Raw genomic sequence first — 12,513 nt, 5'->3', positions numbered from 1 at the left:
ATCAGATGAAGATAGGATGAAGAAATTACCTCTCATTTATACCTATGCTAATTTATTTTTAAGATCCACTGCAATGACAGGCATCATATCTCTGCAGCCGCGAGGAACTCTAAGACAACCCCAAGATCGTTTTCATTTCCTTCCGCTTTTGCTTTGAATTCATTACATATAAAGTATCCCCTGCTTCAATGACCGTACTCCCCTTAGGCGTAATGATCCGCTTCTCCCGTATAATAGCCGTAAAGAGGATATCATCTGGCAGATTCAGCTGCTGAATCTCCTTGCCGACGATGGGCAAATCCCCATCCACCAGAATGTGGTTGATTTCGGAATCCACTTGTCCAAGAGCCATTAACTCTAATAAAGTCGGCGCTTTGGCTCTATCCTTCTCTAGCAGCGAAAGCTTTTGCGTGAGGGGAGAGATCGTGGTACCTTGGATCACCGCTGAGGTCAACACAACAAAGAATACGACATTAAAAAATAATTCTCCATGCCTAATGCCGGCCAGAACGGGATATGTAGCCAGGACGATCGGTACGGCCCCGCGAAGGCCCGCCCATGAAATTAATATTTTCTCCCGCATGGCAAATTTGGTGAACAACAGGCTGCTGAACACGCCGATCGGCCTGGCAATTAATATGAGAATCAAAGACAATAACAGTCCTTGCCATACGACCTCCGACAGCTCGTTCGGGAAAACTAGAAGCCCGAGCAGCACAAACATGACGATCTGCATCATCCATGCAAAACCTTGGTTAAATGCTTGAATTGTCTTGCGATACGTCAGCTCGGTGTTGCCGAGCAGCAAAGCCATGACGTATACGGCCAGTAAACCGCTGGCACCAAGCCATGCGGCAGCGGCATAAGTCAGCACGGCGAATCCCAATGCCGTCACGGGATATAAACCCGAGGAATCGAAATTGATGCGATTGATCACATATACAGCCAGCATTCCAATAAGAACACCGACAACCAAGCCCAATCCCATCTCCTTCACGAAGGAAAAAATAAGACCGATCAAATGTAGTTCCGGGTGTTCGATCCATTCGATTAAGGACACGGTTAGAAACACCGCCATCGGATCATTGCTTCCGGATTCAGCCTCCAGCGTCATTCGAATCCGTTTCTTCAGATTCGTTCCGCCGAGAACCGAAAAAACGGCCGCCGCGTCCGTCGAACCAACAATCGCACCAATTAACAGCCCCTCTTGTAACGAAATATCCAGAATGAATGCGGCGCATATTCCGACGACAACCGTTGTCAACAAGACACCCAGCGTGGCAAGTGAAATGGCCGTCCCCAGAACCGGCTTAATTTCTTTGAAATCGGTCTGCATCCCGCCTTGAAACAATATAACAATCAGCGCAAATATCCCGACCAGTTGGGTGAGCTCCGCGTTATCGTAATAAATGAAGCGGCTGAGAATCATCCCGATGGCAATAAACAGCACCAGGGCGGGCATGCCGAAGCGAGAAGAAAACTTGGTTGTCAGTACGCCTGTGAGCAGCAAAGCGCCGCATAATAAAATCATGGAATCAACAAAACTTGGCAAGCTCATCCCTCCGGAGTCAGATTCGTACATTATATTACCCGAAAATCATCCCTTCCTCGCACAAACCAAGTGACTCATCGAGCACATGGTAACGAGGCAGCCGGACAGACAAAGAAGTTGCAAACGTTTACTGGAAATTCTACACCCAATGACTTTATACTGGTAACAAGCGACATACATAGGGGAGGCGTCAATCGAGTGAACATTTCTATTATGAAAAGCGATCAACTACATCAAGCTGTCGAGCTGTCCGACCGTATTTTTCTGAAGCAGCCGGAACAGCCTTCTATGGGGATATCTTTTCCTCCGATATTCTCGCCGGGAATCAGCCATTCTTACGGCGCCTGGGATCAAGACAAACTCGTCTCATTCATGGGATTCGTACCATTTACCATTCAAACTCGCGGTGCAAGGTTAAATGTCTATTCCATCGGCTCCGTCTGCACGGATCCGGATTACCGGGGTCAGCGACTCGCAGGCAGTCTCCTGGAACAGTGTATCCGTCATGGGGAAGCGTCCGGGGCATCCTTAATCCTCATTTCCGGCGGCAGATCCCTGTACACCCGGGCAGGAAGCCGTTTGTTCGGCCGTGCATTCCGGTTCCGACTTGACCAGGGCGCCATTGAACCCTTACGGACGGTGACGGGAAAACAAGTGCGCATTCGGGCGATGCAGCCGCAGGATCTATTCCACCTCCAAAGACTAATGGAGCAGCGGGAAGCCGGTTATGTTACCACGGCTTCGGAGCTTAACAAGCTGCTGGATGCAAGCGCCTACTCCAACGTGATCCGCCTTGAGCAGCAGGTGCTTGTCGCCGAAGAAGACGGCGTGCTGACCGCATTTGCCATCATCGCCGTACCCGGAGCCGTGATGACTCCTTCGAGAGAGTCTACCCTTGTAGAATGGGGGGGCAGCCCTGAAGCGGCGGCACTGGTCATAGCCGAGGCGATCTCGTCCTTCAACCTTTCAGAGCTAACGGTTCCGCTGCCTTGGCAGGATAAAGAGCTGGCAGCATTAATCCAATCTACCGGCGTCACGCCTGAATATATTCAGAATGAGGGGACCGTTTATTTGGTTAGCGGCCCGGAACTGCTCCGTCAGCTGGCTCCTGTGCTGCCTGAGGGGGTCATTCAGGCAGATAGCGAACATGGTCCTTACCGTATAACCCTGAACAATGAAGTATTGGAACTGGATGATGAGGGGTTGCTCTCGCTCCTGTTTGATCCGGAATCATCTTATCGGGCAAACGGCAGCGTAACCTTTGATCCTATTCCTCTCCCATACACAGCAGGTCTTCAGTATATTTGACTTTAGGTGGACACTGAAGGTGCATTTGATCCTTCCCCTTAGCGGGGAGGTCATTTGCACCTTTTTATTTGCTAGGTTTTAATCTGAATCGTTCTACCAGGCTGCACAGCGCTGATATTCATAACCAACGATGGCCGTCCGCCTATTTTTGACAGGATATGTGCCCTCCATCTCCGCTTTCACATAGGATGAAATAACCTATCTGATAGAAAGAGGTGCATGGCTTGAGTCATCATCCTAAAAGAGGCCTTCAATCCCTAACAAGCCTTGGTATTCCAGGTTTCTTCCCTGGATACCCGTTCTATCCTTATCCATACTATCCACCTTATTATCCGGTCTAGCCGTACCCTCCGTTTTATCCGGGATATCCCGGTGGCCACGGATTTCCTGGACACGGGCACGGACATAGCGATCCCGGTTACGGGCCGAGGGGAACGCAGAGACAGCGCAGTAAGCGGTACACACTCGAAAACTGCGCGACCCGGATGCTCGCGCACAAACAAACCGCCCGGAACCGGGCGGTTTGTTCGCGCTGCATACATTTGTAGAATAACCTTTACCGTCTCTTCGAAATCTCATCCCGATCCGGACTTATGGCACCGCCATTACCATCACCATAACCATGATACAGGTTAGGGTCTGGAACTGCATCCTCGGTAGCAGCCGCGGCTTCAGAGCGTGAGTCTACCGGCGCACCGGTATCGCTATAAGTGCCTTCCTCACGGTAATGATGTTCATTAATGGCGCTATTGCTGCGGAATATATCATACACCCGGCCACCATTCGTTTCATCTGCATCCACCATGACCAGAATATGGCCTTCATCCACATAGCCCCCATATTCCTCTGCTTGCTCTTCCGGAATTCCGAGGCCGATCAAACCACCTACCAATCCGCCCGCCCCAGCGCCTACAGCTGCTCCTGTAAGTGTTGCCGCAATCGGACCTGCCGCGATGATCGGACCAATGCCCGGAATGGCCAATGCACCTAAGCCGGCCAGCAATCCGGTTACACCGCCTAACACACCGCCTGTGGCCGCTCCGGATGCCAAGCCCTCAGGTGCCTTGGTGCCGGTCTCGTCCTGAATATGAGAAGATTCACCGCGATCCTTGGCAATAACCGAGATTTCATCAGCTCTGAAACCTTGCCGCTTTAGTTCCTCAATGGCCCGGGTTGCTTCCTGCTCCGTCCGAAAAGCTCCTACAATTTTCTGAGTCATATGAATTCCTCCTCATGGTCATTTTCGAATTATCGCTGTACATCCCTAACTTAAACGTCAGTCGCCATAATCAAACAAGAAAACCGATGTACCGTCTGCAAAAGAACCCACCACAACATCAAAAATTCCCATAATTACCCATTGAATTTAGCTGGTAATATTTAACTCTATGATGATTCATGTTAATATAGCAAGTAAGCACTTGGTTCCTTAAAAATAGAATAGGTTGGTGATTCCATGAACTGGTTCAAGCCATTCGAGGTCGATCTTGCTGCCGCATTCTCAGCCTGCGAAGCAAGGCTATCCGAGCTCCCTGCTCCCTTGAATGAAATCGGTCTTTCATACTTGAGAAAGTTTGACGTGTTCGAGCAGGACAGTTCCAAAAATTACATATGTTATCTGCTTCCCTTCTGGATGAAAGAACTGACCTCACTCCCCGCCGATGTATACCGTCACCTCTCAGCAGCCAACATTATCGGCATGTTGTACTACTTCATTCAAGATGACATCATGGACTCGCCCTATGACAGTCAGTCTCCCATAGATCCGAAACACCATCTCGCACTTGCCAACCTGCTGTATTACGAATTTCTCACATCCTATCAGCCCTACTTTCCAGCGAATTCCGACTTCTGGTCTTATTTCAAAAACTACACGCATGAATGGTCTGAAGGCGTCCTCCACGAAACCCGGGACGATTACTTCAAGCACAACAGAGCCATGATTGCCAAAAAAGCAGCTCCCGTAAAGCTGGGTAGCACTGCCGCACTACTGTTATCTGATCAAGCTGGCCTCATTCCACGAACGAATGATGTGATGAACCATGTTCTGCTCACGTTGCAGATGATGGACGATTGGACCGATTGGAGGCAGGATCTTGCGGATGGCAGCTACAACTGCCTGCTGTCTCTCATAAAATCGGAATTGGGGCGACCACATGGCGCGAATCTGACGCTGCCCGAAATTCAAGAAGCCATCTATATCAACAATATGATGAAGCCCTATGCCGACATTGCTGCAGCGACCCACACCCATCTCTTATCGATAGATATAGATGCCCCCCATCTCATCTCCTTTCATCAAACGATGGTGGATGAGCTTCAAACCGAAGCGAATCATATCGAAAACAGCAAAAAAACCCTTTCTTATGGCGGGTTAAACTATTATTTGTCTATTCTAAGCAAAAAATAATAGATTTTATATTTGTTCCATGGTATTCTTTAAGAGTAAAAAATAACCAATTTATTTGAAAGGGTGATTCTTATGACGACAGAAGCCATCTTTCAAACACAATTGATTCAGAAAGCTTGGGAGGATCCTAGCTTTAAGGCAAAATTGCTCAGCGATCCGAAATCCGCCATCAAGGAAGTTCTTGGGGTACGGATTCCCGACCACATCGAGATACGAACGCTTGAAGAGAACCCTAACGAGCTGTATCTGGTCATTCCTCCGAATCCATCAGGCGTGATCAAGTCAGAAGCCAAAGAAAGAGCCATCTGGTAAAGACTACATAACAGCGTGGACATTTCATAAATAGAAGTACTCGGTACAAAGAGTGGGGACGATAACCGTCATCGCTGCCGCAGCTTAGCGAATTATTCGCCAGCTGCGGGAAGCGTAATGACGGCATCCGTCCCCACTCCTTTTTTACTCGTAAAATAAATGTCTCCATCCATCGCCTCGATAATGCGGAAGGTCACCATCAGGCCAAGCCCCGTCCCCTTTGTTTTGTTGGAGAAATAAGGCTCTCCCAGCCGTGCCAACGCATCCGGCCCCATCCCTTCTCCATTATCCACAACATGAATATATACCTGGTCTTGCTGGCGATAGCAGCGGATATGGACCAATCCCTCTTCGCCCAGCGCCTCGATGCTATTCTTAACAATGTTGATGAAAGCCTGCTTGAATTTCGAGGAATTCCCCCGAATCGTAATATCCTCCGGAATATCTACGGTGATCTTGCCTCCTTGGAGGTGGGCAAGCGGGCCAAGTATGCCCTCGATATGCTTAAACTCCTCCGAAACCCGAAGCACGGTGTCTTTGCCGAATTCCGGTTTGGCAAAGGTTAAGAAATCCGTAATAATGCCGGAAGCACGGTCCAGCTCCACCAGAGCCAAATCCAAATATTCGCGTTCCGTGGCTTGGGCTTTTCCGGTGAGAAGCTGTAGGAAACCCCGCGTTACTTGCAGCGGGTTACGAACCTCGTGCGCAACCGATGCTGCAAGCTCACTGATGATCTCCATTTTCTCCGAACGCTGCAGTTCATTGTTGAACATCTCAAGCTCCTTGGAGTATTGAAGGATCCGTTCGTGGTTTTTGGCAAAATGCCGCCCGAGAATGACAATCAGGGCAATAATGAAGCTGACAATCCCCCATTTCCAAAGGAAGAGATTGTAGCTGCCCCGGGTGAGGAAAAATTGCAGCAGCTCACTTAAGCCCACAACGGCGAATACCGCAAAGCCTGCATTAAAAATAACAGCGTCCTTATTTCCCTTAACGGCATAATACATGGAGCTTCCGACCAGCAATACAAATTGAACGATCATCACAACACCCATGACATGCACGGAGAAGAAATAATACAGGTCGAACCATTGATTCGAACCCCACTGATTAGCAATCAGAAACAGCCCGCAAAAGAGCGAGTAGACGATCTGGAACTTGCGGAGTTTACGCAGCGAACCCTTCCAGCCGGGCCCGAAGATTTTTTCAAAAAAGAGACTGAACGAAGGAAGTAAGATAAATAATGAGATATCATATAATTGAGTGTACATATTGCCATATTGATTAAAAATCGTATAAAGAAACGGGGAGTATGTAAACACCAGGATGCCTACAGATAAAATTATTAAAGATAGGGATAATACAGCGACCAAATATTTCCTGTTCAGAAAAACAGCGCAGATCAACATCACCAATGCGATAAATATAAAGGCGCTCCCGAGAATGATGTCCATCAAATTCGACTGAACAAACCGATTAAACATGTCCTGATAATCGCCGACAAGGATTTTCCCTTCAATCGTCACATGATCCCTAGCGGTCTCCAGCCAGATGTGAAGATCCTTGCCGAGCATATCCTGATGCAGAGGAAGCAAAATGTAATTAAGCTCATAATTGTACGTTCGGGTAGATTCGTAAATCTTCTCATGGTCCGCATAAACCGCAACCTTCTGCCCGTGGAGCTTATCAATCAAGATACCAGGGGATGTGGAGGCGATCTCGGGAATCCTCATATGAATCCACGCGGATGTCTTGGTATGCGGCTTAAAAGGCTTCGAATCACCGGCCGAAGTTTCCATCCAGTCATTGATGTGGACGGGCACACTCTCCGGAATCCCTCGGGATTCCGACCAGAGGATTCTCCACTCCTTAATCGCTGCACGAGCTGCCGTTTCTTCGGTGGCAAAGACAAACCTGGGAAACCCCTGGCTTAAAGTAAAAACGATGATCAGGAACACAGCGATTCTCCATCCAGACCTCATTGACGCACCTCAAACATTATAATGAGTGAAACTCTTACTGTGTTATTCGATGCAACAAAACCTTCCACCTTCTAATATTCGGAAAAATGATAAAATTTTCTATTAAAAATATAACAAAGAGAGATACCGTTATGGCATCCCTCTTAAATTTGTACTTCCCCCTCCTGCAAAGCAGGTACGGCCGGAAAGCGGATAATAGCCTCGGTCCCGCTCCCTTTTTCACTAACAAAATGAATGGTGCCATGCATCGCTTCGATGATTCGAAAGGTAACCATCAAGCCGAGCCCCGTCCCTTTGGATTTATTGGAGAAGTATGCCTCACCCAGTCTCTCAAGATCCGCAGCATCCATTCCGATGCCGTTATCTTTGATGTGAATGAACACATCTTCGTTCTTGGCATAGGCCCATATGCGAATAACACCTTCTCCATCCAGTGCCTCTATACTGTTCTTGACGATATTTATCATCGCTTGTTTGAGTTTGGAAGAATTACCGGTCATGTATAATTCCTTCGCGACATCCAGCTCGATCGTGCCCCCGCTAAGATTGGCCAGTGGCAGCAGGATGCCTTTCACATGCTTCAGCTCTTCATACACATTCAGCTTGACCTCATTCTCCAATTCAGGCTTAGCAAACGTGAGGAAATCCGTGATGATGCCCGAAGCCCGGTCCAGCTCCTTCAGCGCCAGTCCAAAATACTCCTTCTCCGCCTGCTTGGAGTTCTGTGCCAGAAGCTGCATGAAGCCGCGTGTCACTTGCAGCGGATTGCGAACCTCGTGTGCAACCGAGGCGGCCAGCTCGCTGATAATCTCCATTTTCTCCGATCGCTGAAGTTCATTATTAAACATCTCCAGCTTCCTGGAATACTGCAGCACTTGCTCATGGCTGCGGACGAATTTACGGCCCAGCATGACGATCAGGGAGACAATCAGTCCGATGATGCCCCATTTCCATAGAAAGAAATGATACTGCCCGTCATGGTAATAAAAGGCCAGCAGGTCTCCGAGCGCCGCTAACGCCATCATCCCGAAACCAACAGAAAAGATATAAGCGTCTTTATTTCGCTTGGAAGCATACAGAATCGTGGTACCGACCAGCAGCAGCATCTGCAGGATAATGAGAATACCTAGGATCTTCACCGAAACCAGATAGTAAATCTCGTAAAATGAATGATGGCTGACCACGTGCACAACTAGAAATATCAAGCACATTATGGAGTAGGCTATTTGAAATCTTCGGCAGTAGCGAATGACTCGATAGGGCCCGGGACCATATATTTTCTCAAAATAGTAATACAGCGCCGGCAGCACGGCAAAGAGTGAAATATCAAACACCGCGACCCACACCTCGCCTAGGTCTCCATAGAAGGTGTATAGGAACGGCGAATACGTAATAAGCATAGCCCCGCTTGCCAGAATAATCACGCTAAGCGACAGCCAGCTGGATACCGTATGTTTCGGAAGGAACAAGCAACAGAAGAACATGACCACCGCAATAAACAGAAACGAGCTGCCCAATATGAAATCTTCCAGGTCATTCTTAATAAAGCTTCCACGCAGATGCTCATATTCGCCAAGTATAATATCGCCATCGATGCCTAACGTCATATCCCTGACGCCGTTTGTCCATATATAAACAGTCTTGCCAGCATCATCCGAATGGATCGGAAGCAGAAGAGAATGACTCGTATACATATAGTCTCGCTTGGCTTCATACACCTGTTCATCATCCAAAAAAGCCAAAACATCCTGACCCTTAATGCGGTCAATCATGATGGCCGAATGCTTCCAAGGGAGAGCGGGCAAAGTAAAACGATTCCATGCTGAATACACCCCATCTGACTTTGGGGGTCCCTTCTTGTCTGGTATTCCCGCCAACCAACTTCTTCCCTGCAGGTTGATCGGCGAAACAACATCCTGTTGTTCGTCATCCCACATAAACTGCCAATCGGGTATCACGGTTTGAGCATTCTTTGCGTCCGATTTTCCCGGTGATAGGATCGATATAAGCAGCAGCAGCGGCACTACCAGCAGAAGCAGGAATATGTATTTGGGCATATCCTTCATCTAGTCAGCACCTCTAACCGTCTATAGTCAATAAAAGTCCGCATCTTCACCGTCCGGCTGATTCGACAAACTTCGTGTTCATTTACAATCAATATAACATGAAACGTCTGTTCCGTTTGTAAAATTTTTATTACATAAAGGCAAAATAAAAAGGGATAGCCCTTAACCCTAAGGCTAAAAAGCAATCCCTTTTCGTTTCTAGTGTGTGGAGCTTGAAGCAAGGCCAACTTTATCAACCATCCGCTGACTTTCGTCGTTCAACCCCACGAGCGTAATGGCTTTACCCGCTTCCTTGTACTTATTCAATACCTTGGAAATGGCATTCGTGGCTGACTGATCCCATACATGGGATTTGGAAAAATCAATCACGACATGCTCAGGGTCTTCATTCACGTCAAACAGGTGTGTAAAATACATCATTGTTCCGAAAAATAACGGCCCCCGGATTTCATATACCTTCGTACCGTTTGGCTGCACATGCGGTACGGCCTGGATTTTTGCCATTTTCCAGCCGAAATTCAGCGCGCTTAACATAATACCGGTCATGACCCCGATGGCCAGATTATGCGTTGCCACCACGATGATCACCGTTGCCAGCATGACAATGGCATCACCTAGCGGAACACGGTGAAGTGTGCGAAGCGATCCCCATTCAAACGTACCGATGGAAACCATAAACATCACCCCGACAAGCGCTGCCATCGGAATTTGTTTCACGACGTCGCCGAGCACAATGATGAGAAACAGCAGGAACACACCGGACACCAGCGTTGATAACCGGGTGCGACCGCCCGACTTCACATTAATCACCGTCTGTCCGATCATAGCGCAACCGGCCATGCCGCCGAAGAATCCAGTGATCACGTTGGAAACACCCTGACCGCGGATTTCGCGGTTCTTGTCGCTGCCGGTATCCGTCAGCTCATCCACTAGCGACGCCGTCAGCAGCGATTCCGTCATCCCGACGACAGCAAGAGCTAGAGAAATAGGCAATATCGTCATGATCATATCCAAACTGATGGCTACATTCGGAATGTGGAAGAACGGAAGAGCCTGCGTAATGTTGCCCATGTCTCCCACCGTGTGCACAGGGGCCCCGAACCACACCGCTATGATCGTCATCACGATGATGGCAACAAGCGCCGAGGGAATCGCCTTGGTAACCAGCGGCAGCAAATAGATAATAAGCAGCGTTCCGACGACCATCAAGTACATCGGCCACGATTCACCCTTGAAATTCGGAAGCTGGGCCAGAAAAATAATGATGGCCAGCGAGTTCACAAATCCGGTGATGACCGGCTGGGGAACAAACGTAATAAACCGCCCGAATTTGAGCGCCCCCATCGACCATTGCAATATTCCTGTAAGAATGGTTGCCGCATACAAATACTCAATCCCGTGCATCGCCACAAGCGGTCCCATTAATGATGCCATGGCCCCTGTCGCTGCGGAGATCATCCCGGGACGGCCACCGAAGAATGAAATACTGACAGCAATCACAAAAGAAGCATAGAGTCCTACCATGGGATCGACACCCGCCATGATGGAGAATGCGATCGCTTCCGGTATGAGAGCGAACGCTACCGTCAATCCTGACAAAATATCTCTGCGTGAGTTGCCAAAGAAGCCTTGTTTAATCCGTTGAAACAAAGTTCTAATCACTTCCTGTCCTATTGTAGTAGATTGACAATCCACTCTCAGGATTGTCCCGGTCCGATAGTCACTTTTTCGATTATAACGGGATCATTTCAAAATTTCATTATTTATTTAGCGGACTATTCCACGAAATCATTTCCTTTTCTCCCGTTTGTTTTGGATTTCGTCCGTTTTTCTTATTTTAGAATTTTCATAATGCGGCAAGTGACAGGGAAAGATAGAACTTGTTTGGTTCATCCTAGCCTGAAGGTACCCGGGATTCATTCTTGATTCAGCGGGTAAAGTCGAAGTATAGAAACCTGTTGTATTTTGAAATGTATTTGAAATCATAGAAGGAGATGGGCAATATGCGAGACGAAAACAATCGGAATACGCTGGCGGACTTGACATATTTGGAATTCGAAGCCAAACGGAGAGTTGAGGATACCGAGCTGATTCCGCAAGATGATCTAAGAGACGTCAACACCTACACGGAGCAAAGCTTAAGCAGCGAAGATGCGGACCATATCGCGTACGATCAGAATGAATCAGCGCCTGCGGATGCAAAACCGGAAGAACGTATGAACCCGGATCACAGCGCCATTGAGGCATGGGAAGCTACCGGTGCCGATCCCGAACAGCTGACCATTGCTGACGAGAGAACCTTTTCTTCCTCACCCTCAGGGCAGGCAGAAGCAGACCGGATAGAGCGGGATCGACCAGTCGATGAAACCTTCATTGGCGATGTCGCAGATGATGTAACGGATCGGGAATGGCGAGCCGTCGAAGGTGAACCCCCTTCTCGCCCCGGAGACGAAATTATCGGTCAATACGCCGGCGATACGGAGCGGCGGCTTGCAGCTGATGCTTCATTAACCGGCAGCGGGACTGCATTTTTAAACCAGGATATTTTTAAAGATTACCCGTCCGGAGAAGATGAGTACCAGCCGCTGGAAGATGTACCGGATGCGGACGCTATTGCGGCCAATAGCCCGGTGGACCCCGCTGCCCCGCCGACGGAACAGATGCACGGTATCGATCTACTAAACGGCAGCCATGGTGGAGACGACTAAACCTGCAAAACCCGCCTCTCCAATAGGAAGGCGGGTCTTATACTTATATAGGTTCGATCCTCTATTTTCCGAATATGATATCCAGCCAGCCGAGAAATGACATCCACAGCAGGATGCCGATCAAGGTACCCCATATGAGTGCTGTTAATATGTTTCCCTTTCTTTCCATGCCTAT

9 protein-coding genes are annotated in these 12,513 nt (G+C 48.5%); 4 read left to right on the top strand and 5 right to left on the bottom strand.

Going from position 1 to position 12,513, the window contains the following annotated elements:
- Positions 1 to 109: 109 nt before the first annotated feature.
- Positions 110 to 1,558 carry a potassium/proton antiporter gene (locus ABEW73_RS15900; RefSeq protein WP_430169840.1) on the bottom strand — a complete coding sequence of 483 codons (1,449 nt, stop codon included), beginning with the start codon at positions 1,556 to 1,558 and terminating at the stop codon, positions 110 to 112.
- 192 nt (positions 1,559 to 1,750) lie between these two features.
- Here ABEW73_RS15900 and ABEW73_RS15895 point away from each other — a divergent pair, with 192 nt between their 5' ends.
- The gene (locus tag ABEW73_RS15895) at positions 1,751 to 2,860 is read left to right on the top strand and encodes a GNAT family N-acetyltransferase (RefSeq protein WP_430169841.1); all 1,110 of its coding nucleotides are present in this window, start codon (positions 1,751 to 1,753) and stop codon (positions 2,858 to 2,860) included.
- A 556-nt stretch (positions 2,861 to 3,416) separates the two neighbouring features.
- Here the strand turns inward: ABEW73_RS15895 and ABEW73_RS15890 are convergent.
- Positions 3,417 to 4,079: a general stress protein gene (locus ABEW73_RS15890; RefSeq protein ID WP_430169843.1), complete on the bottom strand. Its 663-nt coding sequence runs from the start codon at positions 4,077 to 4,079 to the stop codon at positions 3,417 to 3,419.
- A 237-nt stretch (positions 4,080 to 4,316) separates the two neighbouring features.
- Between ABEW73_RS15890 and ABEW73_RS15885 the strand changes: the two genes are divergently transcribed.
- Positions 4,317 to 5,270: a hypothetical protein gene (locus tag ABEW73_RS15885; protein WP_430169845.1), complete on the top strand. Its 954-nt coding sequence runs from the start codon at positions 4,317 to 4,319 to the stop codon at positions 5,268 to 5,270.
- 72 nt (positions 5,271 to 5,342) lie between these two features.
- On the top strand, positions 5,343 to 5,582 hold the full coding sequence (locus ABEW73_RS15880; protein WP_098742453.1) for an NHLP leader peptide family RiPP precursor: 240 nt from the start codon (positions 5,343 to 5,345) through the stop codon (positions 5,580 to 5,582).
- Between the two features lie 92 nt (positions 5,583 to 5,674).
- Here the strand turns inward: ABEW73_RS15880 and ABEW73_RS15875 are convergent, their stop codons facing one another.
- The 3 genes from ABEW73_RS15875 to ABEW73_RS15865 all read right to left on the bottom strand — a co-directional run bounded on the left by ABEW73_RS15875 (position 5,675) and on the right by ABEW73_RS15865 (position 11,280).
- Positions 5,675 to 7,564 carry an ATP-binding protein gene (locus ABEW73_RS15875; RefSeq protein WP_430169847.1) on the bottom strand — a complete coding sequence of 630 codons (1,890 nt, stop codon included), beginning with the start codon at positions 7,562 to 7,564 and terminating at the stop codon, positions 5,675 to 5,677.
- Positions 7,565 to 7,707: 143 nt separating this feature from the next.
- On the bottom strand, positions 7,708 to 9,630 hold the full coding sequence (locus tag ABEW73_RS15870) for an ATP-binding protein (RefSeq protein WP_430169849.1): 1,923 nt from the start codon (positions 9,628 to 9,630) through the stop codon (positions 7,708 to 7,710).
- 198 nt (positions 9,631 to 9,828) lie between these two features.
- Positions 9,829 to 11,280, bottom strand: a complete 1,452-nt coding sequence (locus ABEW73_RS15865) for a SulP family inorganic anion transporter (RefSeq protein ID WP_430169850.1) — start codon at positions 11,278 to 11,280, stop codon at positions 9,829 to 9,831.
- A gap of 353 nt (positions 11,281 to 11,633) precedes the next feature.
- On the opposite strand from ABEW73_RS15865, the gene ABEW73_RS15860 reads away from it, so the two are divergent.
- Entirely contained in the window at positions 11,634 to 12,338 is a 705-nt protein-coding gene (locus ABEW73_RS15860; protein WP_430169852.1) for a hypothetical protein, read from the top strand.
- The last annotated feature ends 175 nt before the right edge of the window (positions 12,339 to 12,513 follow it).

The organism is Paenibacillus lautus (assembly GCF_050482385.1).
GTDB lineage: Bacteria > Bacillota > Bacilli > Paenibacillales > Paenibacillaceae > Paenibacillus_AQ > Paenibacillus_AQ lautus_B.
Note: the sequence above shows the minus strand (reverse complement) of the source record. Positions and strands in the feature narration are given on the sequence as shown.

What these genes read in the sequence shown, in the direction of transcription:
- ABEW73_RS15890 (WP_430169843.1), bottom strand. Translation starts at nt 4,079, where the DNA reads ATGACTCAGAAAATTGTAGGAGCTTTTCGGACGGAGCAGGAAGCAACC.
- ABEW73_RS15900 (WP_430169840.1), bottom strand. Translation starts at nt 1,558, where the DNA reads ATGAGCTTGCCAAGTTTTGTTGATTCCATGATTTTATTATGCGGCGCT.
- ABEW73_RS15885 (WP_430169845.1), top strand. Translation starts at nt 4,317, where the DNA reads ATGAACTGGTTCAAGCCATTCGAGGTCGATCTTGCTGCCGCATTCTCA.
- ABEW73_RS15860 (WP_430169852.1), top strand. Translation starts at nt 11,634, where the DNA reads ATGCGAGACGAAAACAATCGGAATACGCTGGCGGACTTGACATATTTG.
- ABEW73_RS15875 (WP_430169847.1), bottom strand. Translation starts at nt 7,564, where the DNA reads ATGAGGTCTGGATGGAGAATCGCTGTGTTCCTGATCATCGTTTTTACT.
- ABEW73_RS15880 (WP_098742453.1), top strand. Translation starts at nt 5,343, where the DNA reads ATGACGACAGAAGCCATCTTTCAAACACAATTGATTCAGAAAGCTTGG.
- ABEW73_RS15870 (WP_430169849.1), bottom strand. Translation starts at nt 9,630, where the DNA reads ATGAAGGATATGCCCAAATACATATTCCTGCTTCTGCTGGTAGTGCCG.